This window comes from Burkholderia sp. FERM BP-3421, from assembly GCF_028657905.1.
GTDB lineage: Bacteria > Pseudomonadota > Gammaproteobacteria > Burkholderiales > Burkholderiaceae > Burkholderia.
Map to the genome: position 1 here is coordinate 1,310,636 of NZ_CP117782.1, position 16,043 is coordinate 1,326,678.

Consider the following 16,043-nt stretch of genomic DNA (forward strand, 5'->3'; position numbering starts at 1 on the left):
GCGGCGGGCCGTCACGGAAACGTGAAGGTGAACTCCGCCGCGCCGCCCGCGTAGCCCGGCTTGAGCGCGCCGTCGGCGCCCGTGCGGATGTACTGCGCGTGCAGCAGCATCTCGGCGGTATCGCCGATGCGACGCATCGGGTATTGCCGTGCGACGCCGGGCTCGTCATAGGCGATGCGCGCGCCCGACAGCGTATCGGTCATCACGATGTTGAAGCCCTGCGCGAGCGCCTGTCCGCCCGGCGCGCTCAGTTGCAGCAGCGTCTTGTCCGGATTCGGCTGCACCGCCTTGTCGCGGAAACTGATGGCCGGCTTCGCCGCGGCCGCGCAACGGTTCAGCACGATGCTGAAATTGACGGGCTGCGACGTGGCGTTGACGCTGCCGAACTGGCTCAACGAGAAGTGGCCGAGATTGACCGGCACGACGAAGTTCGACTGGACCTCGCAGGTATTCGGCACCTCGATCGGGCCACCGCCGCCGAGCGTCAGGTTCTCGACGCCGGTGTATTTGATCGAATGATTGCATCGGTTCGGCGGCATGATATAACCCGGCACCTCCACCGTCTCGCCCGGGATCGCCTCACCTTTCTGCAGGTCGATGGCATACACCTCGGTGATGGGGTTGCCGAGCAGGCTGCTCACGACGAGCTTGCCCTCCGGCAATTGCGAGGCCGGCTTCTCGAGAATCAGGTATTGCCGCAAGGTCGCCACGCCGGTGTTCGTTTGCGGCGGCCGGCCATCCTGCATCAGCCTCTCCGTCGCCAGCACCAGCGGTCTCGAGGTCTGCGGGAACGTGCGCTCGACCCCGTCCTTGCCCACGCCCACCCACTTGAAGCCGATCCCGTCCACATTCGTTTTCGCGATGCCGTTCCGGATGTAGGTATAAGGCCCCCAATGCCCCGCATAGACCAGTTCGTGCTCGTATGGCAGCGCGAAGCCGAATCGGTAATTGACGGTCAACGAGATCGTCCGCTGGTACAGGGTCGCGCCGACGGGCGTGGACTCGGTGAGCGGCGTGACCAAGCGCCAGGGCGTACCTTCGGTGTTGCCAAACCGGCAGTCGTTCGCCGTCGGCCCGGCATGAGCCGGTTGCGCGCCGCCCGCGAGGCAGAAGCCTGTGAGCGTCAGCCAGGCGAACAGGAACGTGCGCATGCGTGGCGAAATCGTCATATCGTTGCCTCCAGTCGTGGCGACGGCGCGCACAGCGCGCCGTCGCCCGTGTGTTACTCGATCACGCCGAGGTTGAGGCCGGCAAGCTGTTGCTGCGCGGCCTCGCCCGACGTGTAGCTGTAGCGGAACGTGCCGCGGTTGATGCCGACGAGGCCGCCGTAGGTCTGCCGCCAGTTCCCCGCGCTCGATCCCTTGACGCGCCCGCTCGCGGCCGACCGTTCGACCAATCCCATGTTCATGCCGACGAGGCCGCCCAGGGTGGCCACGCAACCGCCGCCGACCGCGCCGGACGCGGACGCGTCTTGCACGGTTCCGAGGTTGTCGCCGATCAGGCCGCCAACCGTGCTCGACTGCCCGCCCGTCACGTCACCCGTCGCCGACGCGCTCTCGATCGCGCCCGAGATCGCGTTGTAGCCGACCAGGCCACCGATGGAGGACGAGGTGCCTGCCGACACCTCGCCGCTCGCATCGACGCTGGCGAGCGTGGCCGCGTTGTAGCCCGCGAAGCCGCCGACCCTGCCATAGTGACCGCCGCTCGTCTTGCCGCGCGAGACAGCGTGCGTGATCGCACCGCCCAGGTGACTGCCGACGAAGCCGCCCGTGTTGCCCTGCCCCCCCGTCACCGCCCCGTGCGCCTCCGCCATGTCGATCAGCGCCTTGTCGCCCTGGTTGAGTCCGACGAAGCCGCCCACCGCGCCCGTGCCCGCGGTCGAGGTCGCGCCGAGCGCCCTGCTGCCGCGGATCCCGCCCTGGTTCAGACCGACGAAGCCGCCGATCGCCTGCGTGACGTAGCCCTCGACGATCCCGCGCGCTTCCGAATCGGCGATCGTTCCGCCGTTGATACCGGCGAGCCCGCCGACGGTGCCGCCCGACCCGCCGGTCGAGCGTCCCGACGCGGTGCCGCGCGTGACCGCACCGCCCAGGTTCGCCCCGACGAGCCCGCCGACGTTGACGCCCGCCAGGTTGTAGCCCGAGGTCGAACCGAGGCTGACGGCGTCGACGATCCCGCCCAGCCGGTTGACGCCGACGAGGCCGCCGATCGACGCAAGATTCGGGGCGCCGCCGGATACCGTCGCGTTGCTCGTGCCGCCCGCGATCAAGCCGCGCGACGACAATGCATTGTTTTCGCCGACCAGCCCGCCGACCGCATACGACAGGGCGTTGCCCATCACGATCCCGGCAAAGGACGCCTGCTCGATCGTCCCGTGATTGACGCCGATCAGTCCGCCCAGCGCGTTGTTCCGGTTCGCGCCCCCCCTGACGTCCGAGCCGGTCACCGTGACATTCGTCACGGTGCCGCGGTTCTCGCCCGCCAGTGCGCCGATCATCACCGGCCCGACGCCCACGCCGCCGCTGACCTTCATTCCTTGCAGCTTGAGATTGGCGATGCGGCCGGTGTTCAGTCCGAACAGGCCGGCATAGGGATCGCCGCTCGTGATCGACAGCTTGCCGATGGTGTTGCCGAGGCCGTCGAACGTGCCGGAGAACGCCGCGCCCGAACCGATCGTCTGGAAGGTGCTGCTGTAAGGGCCGTTGATGTCGTTGCCGAGCACGAACAGTCCGCCGAGATTCGTGTTGACCGACTGCAGCTGCGCGAGATTCTGGATCACCGTATAGCGGAAGCCGTTCGACTCGAAGCCCGGGTTCGCACCCGACATCGTGACGGCCGCGCCGCTCCCGATCGAATAGACGCCGCCGTAGTTCAGCGTGACGCGTCCGTTTGCGCCCGTCACCGCGACCGGCGCGGCGATCCGGACATCCTGCGCCGCATCGAAGCGTACCGCGCCGCCCGCGCCCGAACCGCGCAGCGCGCCGTTCACGGCGATGCTGCCCGCGCGACTCGCGAGCGACAGCTGATTGCCGCTCGCCCACGCGACCGGCCCGTCCACCGACAGCCCGCCGCGCTCCGCCACGAGTTCGACGTCGGTCGTCGCGAGGTTGCGCGCCAAGGTGTCCGCGATGATCGTGCCCGACTGGTTCGCGCCCGGCTTGACCGCCACGTCGGCGGCCGCGATGCGCCACACGCCGCCGCGCCCGTTGGTCGCGCGCGTGTCGGCCATCGCGCCGAGCGCCACCTGCACGTCTGCGCCGCGCGTGACGATCGTGCCGCCGTCGCCCGGCGTCGACGCGCTCGCGTTGAGCACGCCGGCGACGTTGACGACGCCGCGCTCACCGCCGTCGAGCGTGATCCGGCCCGCGGTGTTGCGCAGCGTGCGGGCTTCGAGGCTGCCCTGATTGTTGACCACGGTGGCCGCGAGATCCGACGCAGTTTTCGCGCTCATCAATACCAGTCCGCCATCGGCCTTCAGCAACTGCTCGTTGCTCGCGAGCGCCTCGACCGCGCCCTTGTCGATCTGCATGTTCAGCAGCCTGCCGCCGTCGAAATTGAGCGTGATATCGTTGCCCGCGCCCAGCGCGACCGTGCCCAGCTGCGCCCGCACGACGCCACGGTTGAACACCTTGGCGCCCAACAGCGCGATGGCCCCGCCTTCGCCGGCGACCAGATCGCCATTGTTCACGATGCTCGCCGGCGAGGAGCCGGAAAAACGGTAGCGGCCCGCCTCGAAATCCTCGTTCCTGATATCGAGCGTCGACGCGACCAGCCCGCCGACGTTGACGCGCGCGCCTCTGCCGAACAGCACGCCGTTCGGATTGACGAGAAACACGCGGCCGGACGCGTCGATGCTGCCGTGAATCTGGCTCGCATCGTTCCCGACCACGCGATTGAGCGCGACCGAGGCGGCGGACGGCTGGTTGAACGTCACGCGCTGCCCCGCGTCGACGCCGAACGCGGTCCATTCGGTCACGAGCTTGTCGCTGTGCTGGTTGATCGACATTTGCCGGCCGTCGTCAAAGCGCAGCACGTCGGCCTTGCCGGACACGATCTTCTCGCCCGCGGGCAGCGCATGCGCTGCCGTGACCGCGCCGCCCGCGAGCACCGCCACCGCGAGCGCTCCCCGCACGCCGGCGCGCGACTTGCCGCGCCGCCGCGTCCGTTCGCCTACCGCTTGCCAGCCCCCCCGGGTACGATTCCATACCAATGCATAGGTCGTGTTCACAATCATTCTTCCTCTTCTTGAGTTGCCAAAGCCCTGCCAACACCCGGACAGGACGGGTCCTGCAAACAGCGACGCCGGGCTTCCCCCCGCGTCGTCGCATCGGTCACGGCGGCTCGAGCCGCCCGCGGTATTCGTGGTGCGCGCCGTCGTCGCCGACCGCGTCGAACAGGAGGTCGCCGTCCTCCGGACCCGCGGGTCCGTCCAGCGGCAGATCCGCGCGCGCGAACGGCGCGATGTCGAGCGCGCCGCCCGCCAGCGCGAGCGGTGCGCCGCGCCACGACACGCGCGTCAGGGTCACGTAGTACGGCGTCGGATTGAACGCACTCAGCCGCGCACTCGCCTGCGCGTCGCGCGTCCAGCGCAGACGGCCGGGCGCCTCGTCCGGTACGCCGTCGAGATGAGGCGGCCGGTACAGCAACTTCATCCGCAGCCGGTATACGATGCGCAGCGTGCGATCGCTCGACGCGCCGGCCGGCGGGATTTCGAGCAGGTTGATCCAGAAGCGCGACTCGCGGTCCGTCGCGAGCGCATCGCCGCTCGACTGCACGCGCAGCGCGAGCGACTGGTGCGGCTCGATGCGCGCGACGGGCGGCACGACCATGAACGGGGCGCGCAGCGCGCTCGGATCGACGTCGGCCCGGCCGTCGTCGATCCAGGTCTGGACGAGGATCGGCGCGTCGCCGAGATTGCGCGTGGCGACCGTCAGCCGCGACCCGTCGCCCGGATAGATGAAGCGCGTGCCGACCACGGCCAGCGCCGCGCCGGCGCCGGGCGCGAGACCGGCGGCCAGCAGCGCGGCCAAGGCCCGCATGGCCCCGCCTCGGCGGCGCGCCGGCCCGCGGGCAGGGGCGCCGGGAAAACGCACGCGCCGCATCATGGCGCGCGCACGTCGACGAGGCCGGCCGCGGGCGCATCGGCCGAGCCCGGCGCGCCGACCATCCGGCAGACGCGCGTGAGCACCACGTAAGCGCGCGACTCGCGCTGTTCGACGGGCACCGCATAATCAAGCTCGCATTGCTGGCCCGGCCCGCGCCCCCACTCGACGCGGATCCGGCCCACCTCGTCGGGGCTGCGCACGAACAGCCGGCTGCCCTGCCCGACCCCGCCCAGCACCGCGCCCGTGCGCGCATCGACGGCCTGAGCCGCGAACGGCAGCGGACGCCCCGCCTCGGTCTGCGCGTCGATCAGCAGCGGGCGCGCCTTCAGCGTGTCGAAACCCAACATCACGACCGCCCCCGCTCGCGGCGCCACGGTGCGGGACGAGGTTTTCAGCTCGACATCGTCGGGCAGCTGCTTCGGATCGAGGTCGATCCGGTTGAGTTGATACGGCATGAGGCTCGGCACGACCGCATAGCCGAATCGATTCACGCGGGCGTCGGTATTGGCGACCATCGCGCCCTGCGCGTGCGGCGCGCGCACGATGCCCACGGTGTCGCCGATCGTCGGCCCGGCCGTCACGCCGCCCGGGTGCAGCACGAGGCCGCCGGTGGCCATCGCCGACATCTGCTGATAGTCCTGCCCGATGCCGACGTTCGCGTTGACGCTGGCCACCGGCAGGCGATAGCCGACGCCGAGGCTGCCCGACGGCGCGCGCCGGTCGCCGTCGTAGTTCACCGAGGCCGTCAACGACCCGTCTCCGCGTTCGCCGAAGCGGCTCGACAGGCTCGTCGTGGCGCTGACACCGGTATCGCTGTCGTGCGACACGAGCGTCGTCAAGGTGGGCGCACGCCGCGCGTTGCGCCCGAGCGGGATCGACAGGTTCAGGCTCGCGAGCGTGCTGTTCGCGCCGCCCCCGTAGGACGGCACGCCCGGCGCGGCGCTGCGCACGCGCTGCACCGACGCCGTCATCGTCATGTCCCGCCACTGCGTGCTGTAGTTGAGCGAGAGGCTCAGCGTCCGGCCGCCGCCCGCCCAGTAGCTGATCGCCGAGCCGCTCAGGTTCAGGCTGCCCGCGCGGCCCAGCTGCTGGCTCACATTGACGTCGACGCGGTTGCGCAGCCGGGCGAAGCGGTCGGTCGGCTGGTCCGCCGTGGTGCTGCCGTTCAGCACCAGCGCATCGCGCAGGCTGAGATAGCCCTTGGTCGAATAGCGATAGGCGAGCAGTGAGAAGTTCGTGCCGCTGTTCGGCATGTTGCGGCTGTACGACAGGCGGACGCTGGAGCCGTTCATCGCCTCGCGGCCCAAGGGCTGCGCGCGCGAGATCGTCACGTCGAGCGCCACCCCGCCCAGCGCCGTGTTCAGCGCCACGCCCATCAACGCCGACTGGTAGCGGTTCGCGAACGCGCCGCCCCCATACGAGGTCACGAGGTTGCTGACGCCACGCTGGAGCGTGAACTGGCCGATGTATTGCCGGCCGACGCTGGCGCCGTAGTCGATCGCCTGCCCGGCCATCGCGCTGAAGCGCGTGACGCCGGGCCGCAACGAGCTGGCGGTGGTCGCGAACGGCACGACGAAGCTGCGGGTCTCGCCGTTCGCCTCGGTCACCGTCACGGTCAGGTCGCCGCCGTAGCTCATCGTCCGCAGGTCGTCGATCTCGAACGGCCCCGGCGCGACCGTGGTCTCATGCACGATATAGCCGCGCTGGCGGATCGACACGCGCGCGTTCGTCTGCGCGACGCCGCGCACCACGGGCGCGTAATAGCGCTGCGAGTCGGGCAGCATGCGGTCGTCGCTCGCGATCTGCACGCCGCGGAACGAAATCGCGTCGAACAGCTCGCCGCTCGTCGAGCTTTCGCCCGCGAGCACCTGCGCGCGCCACGGGGCCACGTCGGTCTGCGCGTAGATGTAGCCGCGCTGATAGCTCACGCCGCGCTGCTGCGTCCAGGTGAAGTTGCCGCTGTGGCGCAGACGCAGCGGCCCCAGGTTCGCGCCCATCGTCAGGCCGGTGTAGAACTGCGAGAACTCGGTGCCCGCGTTGCGCGTCGTGAAGACGTTCGCGTTGTAGTTGGCCACCACGGCCGGCACCCCGTCGGTCCAGTGCGAGGGGTCGACGTAGGTGCTCTCGTTCGCCAGCCGCATGTAGAACTGCGGCACCGTCAGGTACAGCCGCTGCTCCGCCTGGTCGAACGCAAACGTCGCCCCCGGCACGTAGCGCGCGGGATTCGTGCACACCAGCCCATCCGGCAGCGGCTCGGACGGCGCGTTGCGCTCCTGGCCGCGCTCGCTGCGCGCGAGATCGACGCCGGCGCGCTGCAGCAGCGCACGGTCGTAGCACGGGAGCACGCTGCCGTCGTCGGCGCGCCGGAACGTGATGTTCTCGACGCCACGCCATTGCCCGTTGACGATCAGGTCCACGCGGTGCTCGCCCGGCATCACCACGTTCGGCCGAGAGAACATGCTCGTGTCGAGCGGCGCGTTGCCCGGGCCGCTCATCAGCAACGACTGATCGAATTGCACGGGATCGGTCGGAGCGACGCCGGCCGGCGCAGCTTCGGTCGGGGCGGCGCCGGAAGGCACGGCGCCCGTATGCACGGCGCCCACGTCCACTCCGGACGGTTCGAGCGTGACCGCGCCGTATTGGTCGTCGGCAACGGCGGCGGCGCTCATCGCCGTCATGGCCACGGGCGCGCACACCCTGGCAATCGCGCGCAGACGAAGGCCGCCCGGCATTCGTCGCGCCGTCATGCCGTGAACGCGCGAGGAGGTTGATCCTGCAGAACGCCGCATACTTGAGTTCGATTTAATTTAGCATGACGAAGCAAACGAATGGCGTGCCGCCGCGGCTCCGACACGCTAGACCATGCCTCTGGCTGATGCGTGAACTGGTTAGTTGGCCAGTTTCTTGGTTATCGTGCTGCGACCGCCGTAGTCGTCGATCACCATGTAGCGAACCGTGGTCGGACGTTTGGACGGCGAGGTAATGCCGGTGAAACGAAAACGCGCACTGCCGAACGGCGGCACCATGCCGCCACCGGCCGAGACGAAATGCCCTCCTGGATCGCTCTCGACGCGCCCGAACGACACGTAGTACGGCGTCGGATTGCTGACCTCCAGCGCGAGATCCGGCCCGGCGTCGGGCGAATCCTGCGCGAACGCCTTCCAGACCAGTTGCTCGGGTGCGAGATCAATGCCCTCCGCGAGTGCCGCCGGCCGGTAGAACAGCTTGATGCGGGTGCGAAAGCCAAACCGCAGATGATGATCCGCGTCCTCGCGCGCAACGGGCGCCTCGAGCACGTTGAGCCAGTAGAGCGATTCGCGATCGGCGGGTAACGACTCGTTCAACGACGTGATCCGCAATACTGCGCCGCGGCCCGGCTCGACGCGCATCAGCGACGGCGCGACGACGAACGGCGTCCGCATCTGTTCCGGCGGCACTTCGACGCGCCCGTCGTCGATCCAGGTCTGCGCCAGAACCGGCTGATGCTCGACGTTGTCGAGCCGGATCGTGACGTCCCGCGTGTGCTCCGGAAAGACCACGCGGGTGCCGTTCAGCACGAGCGCCGCCTGCGCCGGCCCGGCGCAGGCGGCCCATGCCACGACGCAGGCGACCGCCGCGCGACGAACAAGGCGAATGGACAAGGTCATGGCATGGGACATGCTGGCGACGCTTAGTGGTAGGCGAGCGAGTAGCGGATCGACGAATACGCCGAACCGGTGGAGATCGACGCGCTTTCGACCGTCGAGACATAGGCCGCCGTGTAGCTGAGCGTGGCGGTGTTGTTCTTCACCGTGGCAATCTGCGCGTCCGCGATGTTCTGCGGTTTGCCGAGCATGATCTTGCCGCTCTTGCCGTTGCCGTTGTCGTGGATCTGGATCTCGACGCCTTGGGCGGGCTTCGTCCCGACGAGCTTCAGGTGACCCGACACCGGGTTGATGTTGACGGACGACGGATCGAAGTCGATCACGACCTTGGTGTCGTCCATGCAGCCGGCGTTGCCACCGATGTTCAGCGCGAACGGAACGGGCGTGGTGGTGGCGCCGACCTTGGCGAACGCACTCGGGCTGATGCGATCGCCGAGCGACACGTCGAGCACGTTGCCGACGCCGGGCTCCTGCCCGTTGATGTTGCAGGTGACATCGGAGATGCTGCCGTTGAAGTTGATCTGGCCGTCAAACGCGTGCGCGGCCGACGGCGCGAGCGCGGCGCCGATGGTGCCGATAGCCGCCCAGCACCGCAGAAGGTTCGTATTCATCTATGCATTCCTATATAAGTTGGTCGCTTTCTCGATACAACACGATCGACGGGCGTGACGCCGCGTGTCGCCACGTGACGTTTCTGCCGCATTCGATCGCACCTCCCTTCGCGCCGGCCCGTTTGTGATTGGAATAAATCGCGAATTGAAGCAGCGCCAGTGTATTTAGACTGGATTCAGATTGACATCATACGAGTCAGAAACCTTGTCACCTTTGCCAACTTAACTCGTACGACGGATTGAATGTGAAATTATTTATTAATTTACACTCCGATCATTCGGAATGATCCGAGCCAGGTGCGCAAAAAATCGTGATGCAGTCAACGACACCGCAATCACCGAGCTCTCATGCGCGCCCTTGTCCTTTCTGTTCGGCACACTCTCACTCAGCCTCAATTGAAATTAAAAATCCATAAGCCGATTCTCAATTCCATTTCCATCGATAAATTGAGACTCATGAAATGAATATCCACGGAACAATAAAAAACACGACCGACATTCGGCCGCGGCGCATCTCTCGACGCCGCTCCCGCCACCTGATTCGCGTACCCTTTAGGTTCGGAAAACACACGTCCACCATCGCGCGTGTCCGTCCTGTCATTTACCGAAGCGATCATCCAACCGGACGTCAACCCTTGTACACCACCCTCCGTCGCCGGATCACCCACACCGCCATCGGAATCACCCTGGCCGGCGTCATCGGCCCGCTCCTCGCCGCATACGGCTACCCCGCCCTTGCCGCCACGATGTGCGCCGCGTGCTACGGCATGGAGCATGCAACGCCGCGCCTGATCGTTGATCGGGGCATGCCTCCCCGGATGCGCGATGCGCTATCCGCGCATGTCGGGGAAGCGGAATCGCGGGTTCGACGGTTCTACGGCAGGTTCGATCTCGCGCCGATCATCGTGGCCTGCTCCACGGACGAATGCGACCGGCGCATGGGCGGACGCGGCGCCCTTGCCTCGACCAGCACCACGCCGCTTGCGATCATCACCCGGGTTTCGCCTCGCGGCCAGACGCCCACGATCCTGGCGCACGAATTCTCGCTGGTGGAATTGCATCGGCGAATCGGCTGGTGGAGGTTGGTCAACGGCGCCATGCCCGTCTGGTTCGACGAAGGCGTCGCCGTCATCGTTTCCGACGACGGGCGCTACCTGAACTCCGGCGCGACCGCGGCCGGGCGTTGCGTCAGGGACGATGCGGGGCCGCTCCCGGCCAGCCCTGCCGAATGGGGGCCGCGCGCGGGCAAGGACCGGATGATCTACGCCGACGCCGCCTGTCGCGTCCTGCGGTGGATGGACGCCCACGGCGGCCGGGAGGGTTTGCTGCGCGCCATCGACGGCGCGGCCCGGAACGGCGCCTTCGACCCGCGATGAACCAAAAAAAAGCCCGCTGCGAAAGCGGGCGAGAATCCCAGTCAAGGAGGTATCACACGAACTACGGAGTCAGGTTAAGGCGCCTGCGTCAGGCGGACAACGAAGCATTTTCGATATGGTTATCGCGGGCGGTCAGCGGTCGATCGGATGAAACCTGCGCTGGCCCGTCGACCGCGCGACGAACGGCTCGCCCACCCGACGGGAACATCCCGAATGGTGGGGAAAGCACCGCCCGCCGTGTTATATGATCGGGGTTTATCGAAGTGGAAGCAGTCAACATGCAAGTGCTCGTCGACGCCGACGCCTGTCCCGTCGTCATCAAGGACATCCTGTTTCGCGCCGCGCGTCGCGCCGAAGTGCAGTTGACGCTGGTGGCGAATCAATTCCTGCGCACCCCGCCGTCCCCGTTCATTCGGTCGATCCAGGTGCCGGCCGGCTTCGACGTGGCGGATGCCCGCATCGTCGACATGGCTGCCTCGGGCGATCTGGTGATCACCGCGGACATCCCGCTGGCCGCCGCAGTGCTCGACAAGGGCGCGCAAGCGCTCGATCCGCGCGGAAACTGGTTCACGCCGGAGAACATCAAGGAGCGTCTGTCGGTTCGGGAGGTGATGGATCAGTTGCGGCAGGCCGGCATCGACACCGGCGGCCCGGCGCCCTTCAGCACGCGCGACAGCAAGGCGTTCGCGGGGCAACTCGATCGCTTCCTCGCACGGCGGGCTGCGCCGCCCCGCTGAGCGCTGCGCGCGTGAGCGGCGCGCCGGGACGGGATGTCGCCGGGGCGGATTGAATGCGCCGCGCGCTCGCGGCGCGCGACGCGGTGCCGGCTCGAACGGGTCTGAGAAACCCGCTCATGAGCCCGGCAGCGTTAGCGGCGACGCATCGGGCGCGGCTGGCCGCCCATTGCACGCTCGTCCTTGTGCCGGAAATTGATGCGGCCCTTCGACAGATCGTAGACCGACAATTCCAGCGTGACCCGATCGCCGGCAAGAATACGGATATGATTTTTGCGCATGCGGCCCGATGCATAGGCGCTCACCACCACGCCGTTCTCGAGCGTGACGCGGTACTTGCTGTCCGGCAGCACTTCGTCGACGACGCCGTCGAGTTCAAGCAGTTCTTCCTTGGCCAAATCAATTCCTCCAGTGAGCGTAATGCTGCGCCGATGCAAAGCGCCAGCCAATGCCGCCGACGCCGCATCGCTTCCACGCGGGGTGGATGTCGCCAGGTCGGGGGCGCGACATGCGCGGAGCCGAGACCTGACACGTCGACAAGGCGGCGAATGGCCTGCGAAACGCGCGTCAACCGCACGCTCGATTCGCGCCATCGGCGGAAATGCGACGTCAATGGCTTGCCCGCAGAGCGGGCAAGCCATTGACGCCATACCTTTGGCCCGCAGGCACGGTAAAGATGAATGCGGGAAAGGATCCCTGGGACGCGTGACGCCCGGGGGGCGTCACGGTTCGAGGCGAGAAAATCGCGCCGCCCCCGCCGGGACGACGCCATCCGGCCGCGTTACTGCGGCGTGATGTTCGAAGCTTGCAGGCCCTTCGGGCCGCGCTTCGTTTCGTAGCTGACCTTCTGGCCTTCGGCCAGCGTCTTGAAGCCCGTGCCGCGCACTTCGGAGAAGTGAGCGAACAGATCGTCGCCGCCCTTGTCCGGGGTGATGAAGCCAAAGCCCTTGCTATCGTTGAACCATTTAACGGTACCGGTTTCCACTGAGTATTTCCTTAAGCAGACAAATGAAGGTGCATGCCCTCGATAAAGGGCACATGAAGAATCAAGAAGGAGAGACCAACGAGAGCCGCGCATCGCGGCAGATGATGAGCAATCGAACAACTTGGAGACTGTGGGCGACGACAGTACGCGACAAATCACGTTGCGTCAAGGAATTTCGTTCCATACCGGGCGTCGCCCGTCATTTTTCGTGTCCGAACCGCGTGAGGCGCCGCGATTCCGGCGCACCGGGCCCGGCATCGCCCCTCCGCCCCGCGGCGCGCATGCGGCCGTTCCCGGCGCCTCCCGAGCCGCCCAAAAGGAAAGCGGCGCGTTCCGCCGGAAGCGCGCCGCCGTCGCCCGCTCAAGCCCGCATCACGGCTCGTGGCGCAGATAGCCATCCTTGCTCGGGTCGCGCATCTTGTACGACACGATCAAGGACACGGCGCACAGCGCGGTCACATACCAGTAGAAGGTCGATTCGCTGCCGATCGACTTGAACCACAGCGCGACGTACTCGGCCGAACCGCCGAAGATCGCATTGGCCACCGCGTACGACAGGCCGACGCCCATCGCGCGCACTTCCGGCGGGAACATCTCCGCCTTGATCAGCCCGCTGATCGACGTGTAGAAGCTGACGATCGCCAGCGCGACGATCACGAGGCCGAACGCCGCGTACGGGTTCGACACATCCTTCAGCGCGTGCATGAGCGGCACCGTGCCGATCACCGCGAACGAGCCGAACAGGATCATCGACATGCGTCGGCCGATGCGGTCCGACAGCGCGCCGAACAGCGGCTGCATCAGCATGTAGACGAACAGCGCGGCCGTCATCACGCTGCTCGCGGTCTTCGCGTGCATCCCCGCCGTGTTGACGAGGTACTTCTGCATGTAGGTCGTGAACGTGTAGAAGATCAGCGAGCCGCCCGCGGTGAAACCCACCACCGTCAGGAACGCGCCCTTGTGCTGCCACACGCCGCGGATCGTGCCCGCGTCCTTCGCCTTGCGCGATTCGCTGGTCGAGGTTTCGTCGAGCGACTTGCGCAGGTAGAGCGAGATCAGCGCGGCGAACGCGCCCACCACGAACGGAATGCGCCAGCCCCAGGCCTTCAGGTCGTCCGTCGACAGCGTCTGCTGCAGGACCACCAGCACGAGCAGCGCGCACAGCTGGCCGCCGATCAGCGTCACGTACTGGAACGACGCGAAGAAGCCGCGCCGGCCCTTCAGCGCGACTTCACTCATGTAGGTCGCGCTGGTGCCGTATTCGCCGCCGACCGACAGGCCCTGGAACAGGCGCGCGACGAGCAGCAGGAACGGCGCGAACGCGCCGATCTGCGCATAGGTCGGCAGCACGGCGATCACGAGCGAGCCGCCGCACATCATCAGCACCGAGATCATCATCGCGGCGCGCCGACCGTGCTTGTCGGCGATGCGCCCGAACAGCCAGCCGCCGATCGGCCGCATCAGGAAGCCCGCCGCGAACACCCCCGCCGTGTTCAACAGCTGGGTGGTCGTGTTGCCGCTCGGGAAGAAGGCCGGCGCGAAGTACAGCGCGCAGAACGAGTAGATGTAGAAGTCGAACCACTCGACGAGATTGCCCGACGACGCGCCGACGATCGCCATCACGCGGCGTCGGGTGTCGTTCGGAGCCAGAACGGTCTGGTCGGTCTGGACGTTCATGGATGGTCTGTTCCTTGAAGTTCTTGTGTTTGCACGGCGGCCGGATGGCCTGCCGCCGGCCCGCGCGCCGCGATGACACCGGTTCCAATCGCGTGCGCCCCCGCGATTTTAGCGAATTGTAAGTAAGCAGGATGTCCGGGATCGCCCCAATGTAGAAAAAAATTCTCCCTCGATGGCATCCATCAAACGAAAACGCCAGCCCGAGGCTGGCGTTTCATGCAAGCCTTGAAAGCCGCGAGCGGCTACAGACGAATCTCGGGCGCCGTATACCGGCACTCGTAGCGCTTGCGCACCGTCCCGTTCTCGTCGACGCTTTCGAGATACACGTCGAACTGCCAGAGCCGCACCATGTGCTTGAGCACTTCCTCGCTGTCGTTCGACAGATGGCGGTTGTCGGTCATGAAATGGCGCAGCGTGAGGCTGCGGTCGCCGCGGGTGTTGACCGACCAGACCTGGATGTTCGGCTCGCGATGATGGATGTCGTACTGCCGCGACAGGGCCTGGCGCACATACTGGTAGCCGCTGTCGTCATGGATCGCGGACACCTCGAGCGCATCGCGCATGTCGTCGTCGAGCACCGCGAACAGCCGCATTTCGCGGATCAGGTGCGGCGACAGGTACTGCGCGATGAAGCTCTCGTCCTTGAAGTTGCGCATCGCGTAGTGCAGCGCGGGCAGCCACGGGCTGCCGGCCAGCTCGGGAAACCAGCGGCGGTCCTCGTCGGTCGGCGCCTCGCAGATGCGGCGGATGTCGCTCATCATCGAGAAACCGAGCGCGTACGGGTTGATCCCGCTGTAGTACGGCTTGGTCACGGGCGGCTGGTAGATCACGTTGCTGTGCGAATGGAGGAACTCCATCATGAAGCCGTCGGAAAGCTTGCCCTGGTTGTACAGCGTGTTGAGCAGGGTGTAGTGCCAGAAGGTCGCCCACCCCTCGTTCATCACCTGGGTCTGGCGCTGCGGATAGAAGTACTGGCCGATCTTGCGCACGATGCGGATCACCTCCCGCTCCCACGGCTCCAGCAGCGGCGCGTTCTTCTCCGCGAAGTACAGCAGGTTCTCCTGCGGCTCGGGCGGATAGCGGCCCTCCTGCTCCTCCTGCTGTTCGAGCTTGCGCGCGGGCAGCGTGCGCCACAGTTCGTTGACCTGCGACTGCAGGTAGGTCTCGCGCTCGCGCCGCAGCGCCGCCTCTTTCGACAGCGACGGTTTCTGCGGCCGCTTGTAGCGGTCGACGCCGTAGTTCATCAGCGCATGGCACGAGTCGAGCAGCTCCTCGACCCGATCGAGCCCGTGGCGCTCCTCGCATTCGGCCACGTAGTTCTTCGCGTACACGAGGTAGTCGATGATCGCGTGCGCGTCGGTCCACAGCCGGAACAGGTAGTTGCCCTTGAAGAACGAGTTGTGGCCGTAGGCGGCGTGGGCGATGACGAGCGCCTGCATCGTCATCGTGTTCTCTTCCATCAGGTACGCGATGCAGGGATTCGAGTTGATGACGATCTCGTACGCGAGCCCCATCTGGCCGCGCCGGTAGCTCTTCTCGGTCGACAGGAAATGCTTGCCGAACGACCAGTGGCGATAGTTGACGGGCATCCCGACCGACGCATAGGCGTCCATCATCTGCTCGGCGCTGATCAGTTCGAGCTGGATCGGATAGATGTCCAGCTCGTACTGCTCGGCGACCTGCGCGATATGCGTGTCGTACTCCTCGATCAGCTCGAAGGTCCAGTCCGACGGACACGGCAGCGGCTTGCGTTCTGCAGCGTTCATACGCGCTTCCTTAGGCCCGCTCGCGGGCGCTTCTGGGGGTGACGTCCGCGCCGTCACGGCCTCGGGCTCGGGCCGCGCTGCGTCATCGTCCTTGCGGCGCGGCGCGTAGCCGCGCGCTTCGTTGTGCAGGTGGCGGGTCGTCATC

12 protein-coding genes are annotated in these 16,043 nt (G+C 66.9%); 2 read left to right on the forward strand and 10 right to left on the reverse strand.

Annotation, left to right across the window (positions count from 1 at the left end; all coding sequences use genetic code 11):
- Positions 1-11: 11 nt before the first annotated feature.
- The 6 genes from Bsp3421_RS21800 to Bsp3421_RS21825 form a co-directional block, all read right to left on the reverse strand.
- Entirely contained in the window at positions 12-1,169 is a 1,158-nt protein-coding gene (locus tag Bsp3421_RS21800) for a fimbrial protein (protein WP_274003341.1), read from the reverse strand.
- A gap of 53 nt (positions 1,170-1,222) precedes the next feature.
- Complete coding sequence (locus Bsp3421_RS21805) at positions 1,223-4,234, reverse strand: two-partner secretion domain-containing protein (RefSeq protein WP_274003342.1); 3,012 nt, start codon at positions 4,232-4,234, stop codon at positions 1,223-1,225.
- Between the two features lie 97 nt (positions 4,235-4,331).
- Positions 4,332-5,039: a fimbrial biogenesis chaperone gene (locus tag Bsp3421_RS21810; protein WP_274003344.1), complete on the reverse strand. Its 708-nt coding sequence runs from the start codon at positions 5,037-5,039 to the stop codon at positions 4,332-4,334.
- Positions 5,040-5,101: 62 nt separating this feature from the next.
- Positions 5,102-7,774, reverse strand: a complete 2,673-nt coding sequence (locus tag Bsp3421_RS21815) for a fimbria/pilus outer membrane usher protein (RefSeq protein ID WP_274003345.1) — start codon at positions 7,772-7,774, stop codon at positions 5,102-5,104.
- Positions 7,775-7,993: 219 nt separating this feature from the next.
- A complete protein-coding gene (locus Bsp3421_RS21820; protein ID WP_274003346.1) occupies positions 7,994-8,752 on the reverse strand; it encodes a fimbrial biogenesis chaperone in 759 nt (252 codons plus the stop codon).
- Between the two features lie 23 nt (positions 8,753-8,775).
- Positions 8,776-9,360, reverse strand: a complete 585-nt coding sequence (locus tag Bsp3421_RS21825) for a fimbrial protein (RefSeq protein ID WP_274003347.1) — start codon at positions 9,358-9,360, stop codon at positions 8,776-8,778.
- 635 nt (positions 9,361-9,995) lie between these two features.
- Between Bsp3421_RS21825 and Bsp3421_RS21830 the strand changes: the two genes are divergently transcribed.
- Positions 9,996-10,736 (forward strand): hypothetical protein, encoded by a 741-nt coding sequence (locus Bsp3421_RS21830; RefSeq protein ID WP_274003349.1) that lies wholly within the window; start codon positions 9,996-9,998, stop codon positions 10,734-10,736.
- A gap of 278 nt (positions 10,737-11,014) precedes the next feature.
- The gene (locus Bsp3421_RS21835; RefSeq protein WP_274003351.1) at positions 11,015-11,473 is read left to right on the forward strand and encodes a YaiI/YqxD family protein; all 459 of its coding nucleotides are present in this window, start codon (positions 11,015-11,017) and stop codon (positions 11,471-11,473) included.
- A 131-nt stretch (positions 11,474-11,604) separates the two neighbouring features.
- On the opposite strand, the gene infA is transcribed toward Bsp3421_RS21835, so the two are convergent.
- The 4 genes from infA to Bsp3421_RS21855 all read right to left on the reverse strand — a co-directional run bounded on the left by infA (position 11,605) and on the right by Bsp3421_RS21855 (position 16,042).
- On the reverse strand, positions 11,605-11,868 hold the full coding sequence (gene infA / locus Bsp3421_RS21840; RefSeq protein ID WP_252984958.1) for a translation initiation factor IF-1: 264 nt from the start codon (positions 11,866-11,868) through the stop codon (positions 11,605-11,607).
- 383 nt (positions 11,869-12,251) lie between these two features.
- On the reverse strand, positions 12,252-12,455 hold the full coding sequence (locus Bsp3421_RS21845) for a cold-shock protein (protein WP_090549560.1): 204 nt from the start codon (positions 12,453-12,455) through the stop codon (positions 12,252-12,254).
- Positions 12,456-12,827: 372 nt separating this feature from the next.
- A complete protein-coding gene (locus tag Bsp3421_RS21850) occupies positions 12,828-14,132 on the reverse strand; it encodes an MFS family transporter (RefSeq protein ID WP_274003358.1) in 1,305 nt (434 codons plus the stop codon).
- Positions 14,133-14,374: 242 nt separating this feature from the next.
- Positions 14,375-16,042 carry a SpoVR family protein gene (locus Bsp3421_RS21855; RefSeq protein WP_274003359.1) on the reverse strand — a complete coding sequence of 556 codons (1,668 nt, stop codon included), beginning with the start codon at positions 16,040-16,042 and terminating at the stop codon, positions 14,375-14,377.
- Between the last annotated feature and the right edge of the window lies 1 nt (position 16,043).